13 protein-coding genes are annotated in these 15,847 nt (G+C 70.2%); 6 read left to right on the plus strand and 7 right to left on the minus strand.

Annotated elements, in window-relative coordinates; translation table 11 throughout:
- Positions 1 to 92 precede the first annotated feature (92 nt).
- The 3 genes from IE252_RS03650 to IE252_RS03660 all read left to right on the plus strand — a co-directional run bounded on the left by IE252_RS03650 (position 93) and on the right by IE252_RS03660 (position 3,760).
- Positions 93 to 2,492, plus strand: coding sequence for an Orn/Lys/Arg family decarboxylase (locus tag IE252_RS03650; protein WP_190087743.1), 2,400 nt, complete (start codon positions 93 to 95; stop codon positions 2,490 to 2,492).
- A 241-nt stretch (positions 2,493 to 2,733) separates the two neighbouring features.
- Positions 2,734 to 3,045, plus strand: coding sequence for a hypothetical protein (locus IE252_RS03655; RefSeq protein WP_190087744.1), 312 nt, complete (start codon positions 2,734 to 2,736; stop codon positions 3,043 to 3,045).
- Positions 3,046 to 3,142: 97 nt separating this feature from the next.
- A complete protein-coding gene (locus tag IE252_RS03660; protein ID WP_190087745.1) occupies positions 3,143 to 3,760 on the plus strand; it encodes a TOPRIM nucleotidyl transferase/hydrolase domain-containing protein in 618 nt (205 codons plus the stop codon).
- 70 nt (positions 3,761 to 3,830) lie between these two features.
- Here the strand turns inward: IE252_RS03660 and IE252_RS03665 are convergent, their stop codons facing one another.
- Positions 3,831 to 4,274: an RpiB/LacA/LacB family sugar-phosphate isomerase gene (locus tag IE252_RS03665; RefSeq protein ID WP_190087861.1), complete on the minus strand. Its 444-nt coding sequence runs from the start codon at positions 4,272 to 4,274 to the stop codon at positions 3,831 to 3,833.
- A gap of 188 nt (positions 4,275 to 4,462) precedes the next feature.
- Entirely contained in the window at positions 4,463 to 4,780 is a 318-nt protein-coding gene (locus IE252_RS03670; protein WP_190087746.1) for a hypothetical protein, read from the minus strand.
- 254 nt (positions 4,781 to 5,034) lie between these two features.
- Here IE252_RS03670 and IE252_RS03675 point away from each other — a divergent pair, with 254 nt between their 5' ends.
- The gene (locus IE252_RS03675) at positions 5,035 to 5,748 is read left to right on the plus strand and encodes a hypothetical protein (RefSeq protein WP_190087747.1); all 714 of its coding nucleotides are present in this window, start codon (positions 5,035 to 5,037) and stop codon (positions 5,746 to 5,748) included.
- Positions 5,749 to 5,789: 41 nt separating this feature from the next.
- On the opposite strand, the gene IE252_RS03680 is transcribed toward IE252_RS03675, so the two are convergent.
- The 4 genes from IE252_RS03680 to IE252_RS03695 form a co-directional block, all read right to left on the minus strand.
- Positions 5,790 to 7,514, minus strand: a complete 1,725-nt coding sequence (locus tag IE252_RS03680) for a 2Fe-2S iron-sulfur cluster-binding protein (RefSeq protein ID WP_190087748.1) — start codon at positions 7,512 to 7,514, stop codon at positions 5,790 to 5,792.
- Positions 7,514 to 10,231, minus strand: a complete 2,718-nt coding sequence (locus IE252_RS03685; protein WP_190087749.1) for a xanthine dehydrogenase family protein molybdopterin-binding subunit — start codon at positions 10,229 to 10,231, stop codon at positions 7,514 to 7,516. Before IE252_RS03685 ends, IE252_RS03680 begins: the two co-directional genes overlap by 1 nt.
- 66 nt (positions 10,232 to 10,297) lie before the next feature.
- Complete coding sequence (locus tag IE252_RS03690) at positions 10,298 to 13,147, minus strand: Hsp70 family protein (RefSeq protein ID WP_190087750.1); 2,850 nt, start codon at positions 13,145 to 13,147, stop codon at positions 10,298 to 10,300.
- Positions 13,144 to 13,482 (minus strand): Pepco domain-containing protein, encoded by a 339-nt coding sequence (locus tag IE252_RS03695; protein WP_190087751.1) that lies wholly within the window; start codon positions 13,480 to 13,482, stop codon positions 13,144 to 13,146. Before IE252_RS03695 ends, IE252_RS03690 begins: the two co-directional genes overlap by 4 nt.
- Before the next feature lie 361 nt (positions 13,483 to 13,843).
- On the opposite strand from IE252_RS03695, the gene IE252_RS03700 reads away from it, so the two are divergent.
- Together IE252_RS03700 and IE252_RS03705 are read left to right on the plus strand one after the other, a co-directional pair.
- Positions 13,844 to 14,713: an SGNH/GDSL hydrolase family protein gene (locus tag IE252_RS03700; RefSeq protein WP_373298496.1), complete on the plus strand. Its 870-nt coding sequence runs from the start codon at positions 13,844 to 13,846 to the stop codon at positions 14,711 to 14,713.
- Between the two features lie 41 nt (positions 14,714 to 14,754).
- Complete coding sequence (locus tag IE252_RS03705; protein WP_229847929.1) at positions 14,755 to 15,285, plus strand: hypothetical protein; 531 nt, start codon at positions 14,755 to 14,757, stop codon at positions 15,283 to 15,285.
- Between the two features lie 48 nt (positions 15,286 to 15,333).
- Here the strand turns inward: IE252_RS03705 and IE252_RS03710 are convergent, their stop codons facing one another.
- Entirely contained in the window at positions 15,334 to 15,831 is a 498-nt protein-coding gene (locus tag IE252_RS03710; protein WP_190087753.1) for a hypothetical protein, read from the minus strand.
- Positions 15,832 to 15,847: the final 16 nt, after the last annotated feature.

Genomic DNA, 15,847 nt, shown 5'->3' on the forward strand with positions numbered 1-15,847 from the left:
GGCGGGTGGTTTACCGCTGCGCCGGTGGTCCGCACGGGGGAACGCGGCTGAGACTGGCCGCGGTGGCAGCAGCCGACCGGGGAGGGGACCACATGCGTGACAACGCTGTTCTGGTTGCGGTACCGGAGCACCCACGGGACGACAGTGCCGGTGTGGATCAGCTGAACAGGATCCGCGGGGCCATCGAGTCCCAGGGGTACGACGTGCGGTGGGTGGTGAGTGTCTCCGACGCCGAGGCGGTGCTGCGTACGGAGGCGAGCCTCGCCGCCGTCCTGGTGGCCTGGCACCTTCCGGGCGGCCACGACGCGAAGGACGAACCGGGTGGTGCGACGGTCCTGCGGGCGATCGGGCGCCGCTTCAAGGACCTGCCGGTGTTCCTCGTCATGAGGGACGACAGCCTGCGCGAACTGCCCCTGTGGGTGTCGCAGTCCGTGATCGGGTACGTGTGGCCGCTGGAGGACACTCCGGCCTTCATCGCGGGACGCATCACCTCCGCCGCCCGCACCTACCAGGAAGCGCTCCTGCCACCGTTCTTCAAGGCCCTGCGTCGCTTCGACGACGCGCACGAGTACTCATGGCACACCCCCGCGCACTCCGGTGGTGTCGCGTTCCTCAAGTCGCCGGTGGGCCGCGCCTTCCACGACTACTTCGGGGAGCGCCTGCTGCGCAGCGACCTCTCGATCTCGGTCGGCGAACTCGGCTCGCTGTTCGAGCACACGGGCCCGATCGGCGAGGCGGAGCGCAACGCGGCGCGGGTGTTCGGCTCCGCACTCACCTTCTTCGTCCTGCACGGCGACTCCACGTGCAACCGTCTGGTCGGCCACTTCAGCGTCACCCGCGACGAGATCGCGCTCGTGGACCGCAACTGCCACAAGTCGGTCCTGCACGGCCTCGTCGTCTCGGGCGCCCGGCCGGTGTATCTCATCCCCACCCGCAACGGCTACGGTCTGGCCGGACCCCTGCCCCTGGCCGAGATCGAGGCGGACGCGGTGGCGTCCCGGATCGCCACCAATCCGCTGGCCCGCGAGGCCATCTCACTGGACTGCCAGTACGCGGTGTTCACCAACTCCACGTACGACGGCCTGTGTTACGACGCCGTGTCGACGGCCCGGTCCTTCGCCGCCAGCACCCCTCGCGTCCACTTCGACGAAGCGTGGTTCGCCTACGCACGCTTCCACCCCCTCTACCGCGGGCGCTACGGCATGTCGGTGGACGAGAACACCCTCCCCGGCCCCGAGCGGCCCACCGTCTTCGCGACCCAGTCCACGCACAAACTGCTGGCGGCCCTCTCCCAGGCCGCCATGGTGCACGTCAGGCCCGCACCCCGGGCGCCGGTGGAGGACGCCCGTTTCAACGAGGCGTTGATGATGCACGGCACGACGTCACCGCTGTATCCGATGATCGCCTCGCTGGACGTGGCGACCGGAATGATGGACGGCGCTCAGGGCCGCTGGCTGATCGACGAAGCGGTGACCGAGGCGATCCGCTTCCGTCAGGAAATGGTGCGCATCGGGCGGCGGATCGAGGCCGCGGGCGACCGGCCCCTTTGGTTCTTCGGGGTGTGGCAGCCCGAGACTGTGACCGACCCGGCGAGCGGCACCCGCCTGCCCTTCGACGAGGCGTCCGCCGACCTGCTGCGTACCGAGCCGTCCTGCTGGCACCTCGAACCGGACGCCGACTGGCACGGCTTCCCCGGCCTCACCGAGGGCCACTGCATGCTCGACCCCATCAAGGTCACCCTGACCTGCCCGGGCATCAACGCCACCGGCGACATGAGCGACTGGGGCATCCCCGCCCGGGTGCTCACCGCGTACCTGGACACGCGGAAGATCGTCGTGGAGAAGACCGACAGCTACACCACCCTGGTGCTGTTCTCCATGGGCATCACCAAGGGCAAGTGGGGCACGCTGCTGGATGCCCTGATGGACTTCAAGGCTCTCTACGACGAGGACGCACCGCTCGACCGAGTCCTTCCGACGCTGGTCGGTGAGCACCCGCAGCGCTACTCGGGCCGTACGCTGCGGCAGTTGTGCCAGGAGATGCACGACTATCTGCGCTCGGTCCGCCTGGTCGCTCTGCTCGACGCCGCCTTCCAGGAGCTTCCCGAGCCCGTCGAGCCGCCTCAACTGTGCTACCAGCGCCTGATCCGAGGCGGCACCGAGCGGGTACGGCTGGCCGATGCGGCGGGCCGGGTGGCGGCGGCCATGGTCACCGTCACCCCGCCCGGCATCCCCGTCCTCATGCCCGGCGAGAGCACCGGCGCCCCGGACGGCCCCCTGCTGCGCTACCTCACCGCACTGGAGACCTTCGACCGCCACTTCCCCGGATTCCGCAGCGAGACCCACGGCGTGACCCTCGACTCCGACACGGGCGACTACCTGATCGAGTGCCTGCGCCCCCAGGCGGACGAAGTGCCGAGCGAATCGCGTACGCACAGTGCGTCGACGCCGGCACAACGCCGAGGCACCGAAGCTGTGCGCCCACCCCAATGAACGGGCGTGCCGGTCTGCCCGCCCCGCCCAGCCGCCGCGCCGCGCCCCGCGCTCTTGCCGGGCCGGTCGGCGGAGGAGCACCCTGGAGCCAGTGCGGCATCGGTACCCCTGGATGGAGGCCGAAGTGGCCAAGGACCGTTCTTCGCGTTCCCTCCGGTGTTCCTCCTGTCTGCGGTGTGGACGCCGACCGTGTGCCGCCTGGCAAGGGCCGCGCAGAGTGGCCCGGCTGCGGCGTACGGTCGTGACGTATCTCGGTTGTTTCCGCTGGTCGTTGGCCGCCTGGGTGGCGGTCGCCGGGCTGCTGGTGGGCGGTGGGGTCGCCGGTGTGCTGCTGCCCACAGGGGCTGCTGCCTCCGTGGTCGCTCTGGTCTGGCTGGCCCTGACCGTACGGGTACTGCGACGCGCCACCGCGTGCCCCGGCCCGGGCGGGGGCTTCGGACCGGGGGCGGGCGGGGTCCGCGAGCCTCGCCGCCCCAACCCCTCCCCGCCGGGCGGGGCCGTCGCCCTGGCGCTGCCCGAGGATCCGTCGGGTGGTGTGGTCTCCCTCGTCTGAGCACCGCCCGTCCTCGTCGCGTCGAGCGGGGCTGTCGAAGAGCGGGGCTGTCGAATATTCAGTGCCCTGTCGGCCCGTGGAAGTGCAGACTCGTTGCATGGCGGACATGTGGGCGTTCCGGGACGCGGTGAGTGGCTGGGCAGCCGGTGGGACCGGTGAAGCGGCGAGTGAACTGGCCGTACGACTGGGGTTGAGGACGGCGGTACTGCTGGAGGGGCCCAGTGATCTCGCGGCCGTCGAGGGTCTGGCCGCACGGCGTGGCCGGGACCTGGCCGCCGAAGGGGTGTGCGTCGTGCCGATGGGCGGGGCGATGAGCGTCGGCCGCTACGCCGGTCTGCTCGGGCCGCCCGGTCTCGGCCTCAGCCTGAGGGGACTGTGCGACGAGCGTGAGCAGTCCTTCTACGACCGCGGTCTGACCCGGGCCGGGGCGCCGCCCGGGGGCTTCTTCGTGTGCGTGGCGGACCTGGAGGACGAGCTGATCCGCGCGCTGGGCACGGCACGGGTCGAGGAGATCATCGAGGCCGAGGGCGACCTGCGCGCCTGGCAGACCTTCCTGCACCAGCCCGCACAGCAGGGCCGCCCCCGGCAGCGGCAGTTGCGGCGCTTCCTCGGCACCAAGAAGGGCCGCAAGATCCGCTACGGCAGTCTGCTGGTGGAGGCCCTGGAGCCGGGGCAGGTACCTGCGCCGCTGGACGAGCTCCTCGCGAGCGTGTGACGGAGGCACGACAGGCGGTCGGCACCGACCTCGGGAGCGTCGGCGCATGCGCGTACCGAGACGCACCCCGTCACGCCTCGTCAAGGCGCCCCAGATGCCGGATGTTCTGCTGGTCGGTGTGGTCCTGGCTCGCACTGGTGTCGAACCACGCGTCCAGGATCTCCCCGAGTGTCGCGGTAGATGTCAGCCGCAGGCTCAGGGCCAGGACGTTCGCGTCGTTCCAGCGGCGGGCACCACTGGCCGTGTAGGCATCCGTGCACAGCGCCGCGCGCACGCCGGGAACCTTGTTCGCGGCGATGCTCGCGCCGGTCCCGGTCCAGCAGCAGACCACGGCCTGGTCCGCCCGCCCCTCGGCCACGTCCCGCGCGGCAGTCTCCGTGCAGAACGCCCAGTCAGCCGTCTCCTCCGGTGCCAGCACGCCATGAGGGATCACCTCGTACCCCCGGCGGCCCAGCTCCGCCACGAGCGGACGGGCCACCCCATCGTCGGAGTCGGCGGAGACAGAGATCCGCAGGTTCGCCATGACATTCCCCTTCCGGCAGGTACGTAAGGTGCAGGAAACACCATGGTCTTACAGCAACGCCCCTGGACGCTCCGTCGGCGGGGGTCGGCCTGGAAGGTTGCCTGGAAAACCCCGAGGCGGGCGGCGGGCGTTCGGGCCCAGCGCCCCGCCCCGGGGCCGGTTGCTCGTACGAGGTGTGGCTACTGGCAGAGCGCGAAGGCCGTCAGGCTCTGCGATCTGCTACCGGTGTTGGTCCCCCGGATGTACCAGGCGTTCCCGGAGGCGTACGAGTCGGTGAAGAAGATGTCGTAGCCGCTGGTCACGCCCCCACCACCGGTCGGCGCGGTACCCGCCGGGCACTCGGCGTACACGATCCCGTGGTCGCGGTTGCCTTGGACGGTCACGGAGGCGCCGTACACCGGTGTTCCGGCCTGTGCCGCTGCGGCCTTGACCGGTTTCGGCGGCGGTTTGGGCGCGCCGGAATCCGACGACGCCGATGCGGCGGTGGCGATACCCACGGTCGCGATGACAGCGGCCGCGATACCCGCCGCCTCCCGCGCACTCTGGTTCCAACCAGTGGACCGGTCCGCTGAGCGGACCGCCGACTGGCGTGCCCGACCGGGCCCGGGCATTCTCGCGCTGTGCCGCATCTGTTCGTACGCGCGGGACTTCGAGGGAGCAGGTACGGGCCAAGCAGCCGTCACCGTATGGCTGTTGGGCGCTCCAGAAGCCGATGAGACGGGAGTGGGCAAAGGTGAAGAGATCGGAAAACGTGAGCCGGAGAGGTGTGCTCCGCATCGGCGGAACTGCGGTCGCGGCGGGTCTCGTCGGCCTCGCTGTCCCCCCGGCGGCCTCGGCGGCGGTACGAGGGCGTGCCCCGCTGGGCATCAGCGCCGGAAGCACGTTCATGGCGTGGAAGGGTATTTCCGGGGACCAGCGGATCTGGTGGAACGGGCTGCAGAACGGCGGTACTTGGACCGGGCCGCAGCCGGTGCCGGGCGCGAACACGAATGCCGGGGTTGCCTTGGCGGGCCAGTCCGGTGGTCCGCTCCACATGACGTGGAAGGGCGTTGAAGGGGATCAGCGGGTCTTCTGGAACACGTATCTCGGCAGTTCCACGGGCTGGACCGGGCCGCAGCCGATCGACGGCGCGTTCACCAGCGGCGGCGTCGCCCTGGCCGGCCCACCGGACGGGAGCCTGCAGCTGGCGTGGAAGGGCGCCCCCGGCGACCAGCGGATCTGGTGGAGCCGGCTCTACGCGGGGGCGACGAGTTGGACGGCTCCGCAGGTGGTACCCAGCGCCAACACCAGTGTGGGCCCGGCTCTCACCGTCTACGGCGATTCCCCCTACATGACCTGGAAGGGCGTCGAGGGCGACGAGCTCATCTGGTGGAGCCGTTTCAACGGCAGCACGTGGACCGCGCCCCAGTCCGTCCCCAGTGCCAGCACAAGTTTCCGTCCTGCGTTGGCGACTCTGGGGGTTTGAGGGGGTACGGGCTGTGGGCGGGGCCAGGGGAAAGCCGCTTTTCACGGCTCGTCAGACACCAGCGACAGCTCCCACAATGTCTCCAAGGCGCAGTTGGCCGGGTAGTCGTACGGCAGGTGGCGGGCGTAGTGCTGCTGGGCGATCGTGATCTGTTGGACCATGGTGTGGGTCAGGCGCAGGTTCTGTGTGGTGTCCAGGCCTGGGGCGTAGCCCGCGACGAAGGTGTCGAACGGGAGGCCCTCGGTGTGGTGGGCCAGGGCGGTGCCCAGAGTGCGCAGGGGGCCCGTCATGTGGCGGCGGGCGGCGCTGTGGAAGTGCATGCCCTGCCGGTAGGACGCGTCCAGCAGCATGCACACCGCCCAGTAGTGGAGGTTCGCGAGGTGGCGTAGGGCCGGGACCGTTTCGTCGGGGACGGGGGTGCCGGACGGGGGCAGCCCGCTGGAGTGGCTGAGGGGGACGACCGGGTGGTCGGGGCTGGCCGGGTTCCATACGTCCGTGCAGTCCTGGAGGGCGGGGTGGGTGGCTTCGAACATGGACCGGAACAGCGTGAAGTGTTCGCTTTCCCCTTCCTCGCGCAGCAGCTCCAGGCGGGCGAACCAGGACGTGTAGTCGAGCCGGTCCGGCTCCCGCTCCTGGAGGAGTTCCAGCACCCGGGTGACTTTGCGGTAGAGGCTGCCGACCTGGTTGGGGCGCGGAGCCGCAGGTGCCGTCGAGCCGAGCACCTCGTACAGGCGGTCGACGAAGGCGCGGTCCTCGGGTGTGTGCTGCTGGGCGGGGTCGACCGCGCTGGGCGACGCCTCGACGTACACGTACTTGGCCAGAGAGTGCAGGCTCAGTGGTTCCAGTACGAAGTCGAAGGGATAGATGTCCTGCTCGTACGGGAACTGCTGGCGGCCGAGGTGAGGGGCCGCTCCGAGAGCGACGAGCAGCGAGTTGACGATGTCGAGGTGGGTCATCTCCTCGATGGCCACGCCCATCAGGTGCAGTGGGCGGCCTCCGTAGCGGTGGCTGGGCCAGCCGGCGAGGTCGGCGAAACGCGGCACCTTGATCGAGAAGGCGGCGTAGAGGTACTGGACGAGCAGCGAGTGCTCGATCTCCGCGCCGTCGCGCAGCAGACGGATCAGTTCCAGCGTCGGATCGTCGAACACGGGGGTGTATCCGAGCCGTTCGGTGTCTGCCGTGGTGAGCGTTGGTGTCCTGCTCAGCCGGGGTGTGGTCTCGGGAGGTGTGGCGGGCGGGCCGAGTTCGCGTTCTGGCGGGGCCGCGCTCTGTGCGGCGGCCAGTACGGCCGCCCGGTAGCGCTCGTAGTCCGTGCAGCGGCATACGTGTGAGCCGAGTACGGTGTCGATGGTCTCCTGCAGTGGTTGTTCCGCTTCGTTTGCGGCGTGGTCGACGACGACGCTTCCGGCGACCGCGAACCCGGCCGCGCAGTATCCGCACTGGAACGCCTCACGCTCCAGGAACGCCTGCTGTACGGGGTGCAGTGCGCCCTCGGCCGCCAGGCCCTCGACGGTGGTGACGTCCCATCCGCGCACGTGCCGCATGCTGGTCATACAGGCCTGACGGGTCACCAGGGGCGCTTGGGGGCGGGTGCGGACCGCGACGGTGCAGGCGCGGCACTCCCCGATGGAGCAGCCGATCTTCGTTCCGGTCAGGCCCAGGTCCTCGTGCAGGAAGTGGACGAGCGACATGTCGCCGGGCACGGAACGGCCGTGGTGGCGCACGCCGTTGACGGTCAGGTCCAGGTCGGTGTTCGGCTCTTGCATCACGACCGCCCGTCGTCGGGGAGTGGCAGGTCCGCCAGGCGGATGGGGGTACGGGAGGGCCAGCAGCGGTCGTCGCCCTGTCCGAGGGCGTGCGCGACGGCGTTGGCCACGGCCGGTGCGACGCTCGTCATGGTCGCTTCTCCGATCCCCTTGTGGCGCAGGCTCGGACTTCCTGGACCGAGCACACCCGCCGACGGCAGGGGAACGAGGACCGTCTCGCGCCGGATCCCGGTGATGTCGGCGTAGCGTGCCAGCCGGTAGCGGTCGAAGTTGACGTAGGGACCGGCACCGGTCTCCGGCGGCAGTTCCTCGTGCAGGGTGTGGGAGATCCCCATGGCCAGCCCGCCCGCCACCTGGCCCTCCAACGCGGTCGGCAGCAGTGGGTCGCCCGCGTCCAGGAACGTCACCGCGTCCACGACACGGATCGTCCCGTGCCGGGGCACGATCTCCACGCCGATGAGGTGTCCGGCGGCCGCGTACAGCGACCGGGGCACGACGTCCCCGCCCGGCCCGCGCGCGGTCGGGGCTCTGAGCGGGCCGACCGGTGGGAGTGGCACGGGGTCGTCGTCCGGCGAGCGGACGAGCGCCAGCGCGTCGACGGACGCCTCGTGGGACACCCCGTCCACCTGGAACGTCGCCTGCGACCAGCCGTTGCAGAAGTAGCCGTGCGCCATGACGCACGTCTGGCCGCCCGTACGCACCAGCTCACCCGCCAGTGCGGCCAGCGGCACTTCGGGGCGGCCCGGCAGCCGTACCGCACCGTCGTGCCAGGCCGCCAGCAGGTCGGCGTCGCTCAAGGCGGGCTCGTTGAGGAGCGTGCGTGCCACGGGCAGCAGGCGCAGCCGCAGGAGTGCGCGGCACGCCTCCCGTACCGCGTGCACATGGAAGAACGCCGTCTTCGACGCGCTGCTCGCCCCGTGCGACAGCGAGATCTTGACCTGGTCGTGCAGTCCGAGCTCCTTGAGCCGCTGGGCGAAGCGCTCGAAGGGACCCACCACACCGAGCCGGGCCACCGCCTCCGCCCCCAGCACGTCGTGGGCGGCCCGCTCCAGAGCGGCGCGGGAGCCCTGCCCCATCTCCACGCTCTGGCCCCACACCACGATCCGGCCGTCCCCGGTCACCTGCACGGCCGTGTAGACACTGTCCTGGCTGGTTCCGTACGCCTCCATGCAGCAGGCGAAGCCGACCCCGTACAGCGTGCCGTCGCCGCGCGCGGCGACCCGGTCGCGGGCCTCGTCGCGCTGCCGCCACAGGGTGTGGTCGCGGGCCGCCGCACAGACTTCGGCGGCGCCGACGTGGAACCGCAGCGGAGTCCCCGCGAGGTCCGTGTCCGGGGCAGGAGCGCCGGGTGACCCGTCGGCGCCGGCGCGGACCACGTTGGCCAGGCGGACGTCGATGGGATCCATGCCCAGGCCCCGTACCGCGAACCGGTCGAGCGCGGTCTCCAGGTTGAACGCCACCTGCGGGATGCCGAAGCCGCGCATGGAGCCGACGGCGGGGATCGCCCGCTCCATCACGATGGCGTGCACCGAGGCCCGCGGCACCCGGTAGGGGCCGGTGGCGTGCAGGGCCGCGAGCCCCAGGACCGGACCGTTGAGGTTGGCCTCGACACCCCCGTGCAGCACGACGAACGACCGCACCGCCCGGATCCGCCCGTCGGGGTCCGCCCGGATCCAGCTGCGGACGCCGGAGGCGTGTCGCTTCAGACCGCCCTGGAACTGCTCGCGCCGGTCGTACGCCAGCCGGACCGGCCCGGGCGCGAACACCGCGGCGAGCGCCAGGTAGTACGGGAACGGCGACTTGTCCCGGCCCCCGAACCCACCCCCGCAGTCCTTCGACCACAGCCGCACGGCCCGCACGCTCGGATGTGCCGCGCGGCCGAGCAGCGTCTGGATGTCCGGCACGTCACCGTGCGGCGACTGCGTGCCGAGCACCAGATGCAGTGTGCCGGAGGAGTGGTCCAGCCAGGCAAGTCCGGCCTCCGGTTCCAGGAACCCCGGGTCGGTCTGCTGGGTGAACGTCGTGGTGACGGCGCCGAGCGCTCCGGGCTGGGCCATGTCGCCCGCGATCGCCGAGAACAGCTGTTCCGCGTCGGTGTCGGGCTGCCCGTTCCTGACGAACGTGCTCTGGGCGGCGTCGTAGGTGACACGCCCCCGGTTCCAGTGGGAGTACCCGTTGGGCACGGTGGCGTCCAGCAGGTAGTGCGCCTGGCGCGGCGTGCCGGTGAAGCTCCGCTGCGTCCATGCCTCCAGATCCTGCGCGAGCAGCTGCTCTTCCGTGGGCGGCTGGACGCCGGTGGCGGGGGCGGGCCCGTACACGACAGGAGCAGCGCCTTCGCGCAGCTCCTGTGCCGCGCGTCGGAACCGTACGAAGTCGTCGTAGACCACAATCGCCACTGGCTGGCCGATGTAGTCGGCCTTCTCGCCCGCGGGCAGCAGCGCCTGGACGTTGTCGGCGGACACCCGGTTGCTGTACGGGGGCTGCGGGAGGTCCGCGGCGGTGACGACCACGTCGGGCCGCAGCTCGACCGGCAGCCGTGCGAAATCCACCCCCGTGAAGACCCGGTCGACGTGCCGGCTGCGCAGCAGCAGGGCGTGTCCGCAGTCCGTGGGCCACCCCACGGCGGCCATGTCCACCGGCCGGAAGTCGCTGGCGAACACCTTTTCCCCGGTCACTCTGCGCATGCGCCCGTCGGCGGCGTCGCCGTCACTGCCCATGCGTCCGACCTCAACACCCCCCACCGCGCCCGGCAACATACGGTGCGCCTTATGGGGCCGTCGAGGTCACCCCGAAGGGCGGCCGAGGCGACGAGCCTCCTTGTGGGCGCCGATGCTCTTCAGGGCCCGGATCACCTCCTGGGCCCGGCTGGGGCCGGGCCGCCGGTCGTGGCTGAGCAGACCTTGGACGGCGTTTCTCACCAGGGCGAGCGCGGGGGTGCCGTCGAGTTCCCGGTGGGCGAGGTCGAGATCGGATGTGAGCGCCTCCCATTCGTAGTCGGACTCGACACCGGAGACTCTGCGGCGGACGGCCTCCGCCAGTGCCCGGGCCGCCTCGTCGCGTCGGCCGATGGCGAGGAGGAGGCGGGCCTTGCGTCGGAAGTGTGGGGGGACCTGCCAGTCCAGGACCGCACCGCGCGCGTGATCCTCGTCCAGCTTGGTGATCAGCTCGGCGATGTCGATGTCGGCGAGGGTGTGCGGCACGGCGGCGGCCCGTTCCTCGGGCGAGCGCGTGAGGGTGTCGGCCCACTCCAGCTCGTAGACGGCCCAGCCGTCCAGCATCAGGTCGATCTGCCCGTAGCCGAGGCCGGGAGCGGAACGGGACTGCCGGTAGTGGTGGTTGAGCTGGAAGCGCCGGTGCGTGTTGTTCGTCCGGTCCGCCACGTCCAGCACCATGACGCTGTTCGCGTCGATGTCCACCGTCAGCTCGACGTGCACCGCCGACTGCGGGGAGGGCAGGGTGATCGTGCAGATCTCGACGTCTTCGTGGGACGTCTTGGACTTCTCGATCACCGGAATGACGACGTCGGCTCCCGGTGGGCCTTCGAACACGAACTCCTCGGACCGCTTCGTGGGGATCGTGGTCAGCCTGTCCACCAGCACATGGCTGCTCGCGTCCGCAGCCGGTGTCTTGCGCAGCCGGTGTTCGCCACCGGTCCCCTGTGCGCCGCTTCCGCTCACGGGCGTGCATCGGATGCCGATACCCCGATGGCTCATGTCGAGCAGCAGCACGTCCTTTTGCAGCCCTTGCAGTACCCCGGCTTGCATCGCCAGTCCGTGGCAGACGGCGAACTCCTGGTAGAGGTCGATGAATTCGGCGTCGGGCAGCAGTCTTTCGAGGGCTTCGCGGACGGTGAACGTCTTTCCGCCCTGTCCGGTGAGCAGGACGGCGTCGATGGGCGGGCGGTCCCACGCGTCGTCGACGGCCGTGCGCGCGACGTACGCGAACCGTGCCGTCAGTTCTTCGCACACGTCCCGGAACTCGGCGCGGTCGACGGTGAAGTCGTGCGACATCACCTGCGATCCGACCTCGATGTCCTGGATGGCGACCACCGCCGACTGGTGCGTGGTCAGCAACTGCTTGGCGCGCTCGGCCTCTTTGAGGACCTGTGCCTCCAGCGCGGCGTCGAAGACCACCGCGCTGTTCCAGGCGAAGAGGCGCTGCTTCAGCCGGGCCGCGAGCGCCGCGTCGAAGTCGAGGCCGCCGAGGTGGTTGTCGCCGTAGACCGACTTGACCTCCAGCACACCGTCGCCCGCTTCGACGACCGCGACGTCCAGGGTGCCGCCGCCGAGGTCGACGACGAGGGCGTGGCCCTCCCAGCCGGGACGGTCCACGAGCAGCAGATAGGCCGCGACATTGGGTTCGCCGACCATCCGGGCGACGCGCAGCCCCGCCAGTTCGAAGGCGCGCAACAGGCTGTTGGCCTGTCGGATGCTGAAGTTGGCGGGGTAGGCGATCACGGCGTCCTGCGGCAGCCGCCCCAGGGCGTCCTCGGCGTTGCCGCGCAGGCTTCTGATGACCAGCGACGCCAGTAGTTCCGGCGACAGCTCCTTTCCGTCGAGCGACAGGGCGTAGTCGGTGCCGAGGTGACGCTTGACGGCCCGCACGGTGCGCCCGGGGGAGAAGTGCTCCAGCTCCACGGCGCGCGAGCCCACCAGATAGCTGAAGTCCGGGAGGAACGTGACCACGGACGGCACCAGTTTCCTGCCGTCCCCGGCTGGTAGGAGGTGTACGTTGCGGTCGGTGTCCATCACCGCGATGACCGAGGTCGTGGTGCCGAAGTCGATGGCGAAGATCGCCCGGTCGGGGATCCTGGTGCTGGCCGCCCGGACGACCGACCGCTGTCTGATCTCCTCGCCCACCCCGGCCGAGGCCCGCCACTCGTTTCTCTTGCGCGGCGAGACGAGTTCGAGGTCGACGAGTGCCGCCGGTTCGACGCGGGAGTACGGGCGCTGGAGCGGCTTCTCGTACTGCCGGGCGAGCCTGGGGACCCGTTCCGTCAGGAACGCGTCGAGCTGTCCGACGGTGACACATCGCCCTTCGTCCCCGAAGGCCTCCTGGAGGGCCTGGGAGAAGATGCCCGACTCCAGCCGGGCGCTCTCGTACGAACTCGTCTCGGGTGCGCACGAGCAGAACGACACCATGCCGGGCGGGCAGAGCTTCTCCACGTCCACCTTGGCGGCGGTCGGGGAGAGTGACTTGCCGCCCGCCACGGCGGTACGGCAGGCGTCCAGCAGCAGCACGACGTGGGCGGCGCCGGTGGCCCGGAGCATCCGCACGAGGAGGTCGAACCTGAGGCTCGTCTCCTCCAGGGCCGAGGTGAGGGACTCCCGCGTGATGAGGTAGTCGTTCCCGTCCACGGTGGAGTGGAAGCCGTGGCCGCTGAAGAAGAAGAAAAGCCGGTCGATGGGGGCGGTGGCGTGCGTGGCCAGCTTGGCGATCGTACGGAGCACGTTGTGGCGGGTCGGCAGTGCCTCCGGCAGCCCGTCGGCGAAGGCGAAGACGGCGTCCGCCGGAATGTCCATGGACGCGGCGAGCGTGTCCCGCATCCGCAGCGCGTCCCGGTGGGCGAAGCGCAGATCCGCGATGTCCTCGTCCTCGTAGCGGGAGCATCCGACGGCCACCGCCACGTTCACACCGAGCCTCCCGCCCTCCGCTGGAAGATCAGCTTCATGCCGCCGTTGACCTCGGCGGAGGTGGCGCCGACGAGCCGGACCTCTCCCTTGGCGGTGACCTGGACGTGCACCTCCAGGCCGGTCAGCTCCAGCGTGTCCGAGGCGGTGGAGGCCTGCTCGAAGACCCCGCCCACGTACTGGCACAGCGTGGCCACGTTCTGCGCCAGCGTGTCGGAACTGATCCGCGTGACCTGGGTGACGGCGGTGCGGGTACGGGAGAGGAACGACTTCTCCCCGTCGTCGACGCCGTAGTCGACGGTGATCACCGGTACACCGGCATTCCGCGGATCTGACACCCGGGCCCCCTGTGAAATGCTGCCTTACCGTCGAACTGTGCCTGTGTACACGGAACGTGGCCGTGTGAAAGCGAGCGTACTGAACCCGGCGCCGAAATGTGCATGTTCTTGCATGAGGTGATTTTCGCGGAAAGTGCTCCTTGTGGCGCCGCGGCTGTCATGGTCGTGAGGATTTCACACAAGTCCGGTCACCGATATTGACGCCGACTTGGCGGCGCCTCACATTACCTATGGGTAGAACCGGGCGGTAATCCCGCACCGGCCTTTCGTTGTTCGAGCCGCTCCTTCGTCGCGCCGGTCCGGCGCGCGCACCGTTCTCCGGGAAGAGAGAGCAACCATGGGTAAGTCACTTCGATATGTCATGTCTGCGTCAGTCGCGGCAGGTGCGCTGGCCCTCGGCCTCGTCGGCACCACCGCCGCGCACGCGGACACCACCTCCGTCCAGGCCCTGAACTACGTCGCCCTCGGGGACAGTTACAGCGCGGGCTCCGGCGTCCTGCCCGTGGATCCGACCAATCTGCTGTGCCTGCGGTCCACCGTGAACTACCCCCACGTCATCGCCTCCCGCACCGGTGCGCACCTCAAGGACGTGACCTGCGGCGGCGCCCAGACCAAGGACTTCTCCCAGTCCCAGTACCCGGGCACCGCACCCCAGTTGGACGCCGTCACGGCCGACACCGACCTGGTGACGCTGACCATCGGCGGCAACGACAACAACACGTTCATCGGCGCCATCCTGGCCTGCGGCACCGCGGGCGTTTTCAGTGGCGGTCAGGGCAGCCCCTGCAAGGACCAGAACGGCACCGCGTTCGACGACCAGATCGACGCGAACACGTATCCCGCGCTCAAGACCGCCCTGCGCGCCGTCCGCGCCAAGGCGCCCCACGCCCGTGTGGCGGTGCTGGGTTACCCCTGGATCACCCCGGCCACCGCCGACCCGTCCTGCTTCCTGAAGCTGCCCATCGCCTCCGGCGACGTCCCGTACCTACGCGGCATCCAGGCGCACCTCAACGCCGTCGTCGAACGCGCCGCCGACGAGACCGGAGCCACCTACGTGGACTTCTCCCGGGCGTCCGAGGGTCACGACGCGTGCGCACCCGCCGGGACGCGCTGGATCGAACCGCTCCTGTTCGGGCAGAACATCGTCCCCGTCCACCCCAACGCGCTCGGGGAGCAGCGGATGGCCGAGCAGACTCTGAGTACGCCCGGACTCGGACTCTCCGGACGGTAACTTTAGTTCCCAATTGGGCTTGCGTGAACTATGGTTGTCGCATGATGGTGCCTGAGATCACCCCAGAAGAGCAGGTGGAGCTCGACAAGGCTCTGTACGACGCCTTGAATCCCCTGGCCTCAGCCATACGCTCCCGAGAGACGGGTCTCCCGGCCGACCGCATATGGGACGCGGACCCCGTCGAAGTGACTCTGTCCGTCCTCGCCGCGTGGAAGGTGGTGGACGCCGAGGTCAAGCGGCTGACTGCGAACGCGGCGGCGACCGCCGGCTCCTACGGCGCGAGCTACGAGCAGTTGGGGGCCGTGTGGGGCATCACCCGGCAGGGCGCACGCAAGAAGTGGCCCGACGCGGTCAGCCGCCCGGCGCCCCCGACGAGCACCCTTGAACTCTTCGGCGGAACGGCTGCATTGGTGCAGGCGTCATCAGGCGGTTGGAGCTGGACAGGCAAGGGTGCCGATGGGGCATCGAGTGCGGCCGACGAGGGGACGTGCTACCCGAGCGCAGAGGAAGCGGCAGCCCATGCGGGTGCGTTCCTCAAGGAGCATGCCCTCGACGCTGTCGGTCGGCCCTGACGCATCGTCGCCGCGAACGGGCTGAGGGTTTCGGCCGGGAAGATCAGCTCAGTACTGCCAATGAGGGCGGCCGCTGACGGTCCGGCAGTAGATCATCCGCCCGTTCGCGGCATGCGTGGAACGGCCGAGGTCGGCTTTGCGGCAGAACTGGCCGGCGTTGTAGCAGTTGCCCGCGTTGGAGACGATCTCGCAGCTGCCGGAGTGGGTGGCGGCAGTCGGCTTCGTGCTCGGGTTGCCGCCCGGCGCCGGGGGCTTCGGGGTGCGTGACTTCGTCGGCGCCGGAGCCGGGGTGTGCGGCTTCGCGCTCGTCCGGGTCGGGGTCGGTGTGTGGCTGGGCGAGGCGGCGGGAAGCGTGGCCGGGGTGGTCGGGGGAGTGGCGGTGGGAGATCCGGTCCCCGGAGTGGCGCTCGCCGTGAGCGACGGCGGCGTCGAGGCCGCGCCGGAGGAGCTGTCCTGGCAGCCCGCGAGGGTGAGGACGGCCGCCAGGGCCGCGCCGACGACGGCCGCCGCTCTGGCGCGTGAGTGCGAGGGTCTGGATATGCGCATGGCGGAGCACTCCTCT

Source organism: Streptomyces melanogenes (assembly GCF_014649795.1).
GTDB lineage: Bacteria > Actinomycetota > Actinomycetes > Streptomycetales > Streptomycetaceae > Streptomyces > Streptomyces noboritoensis.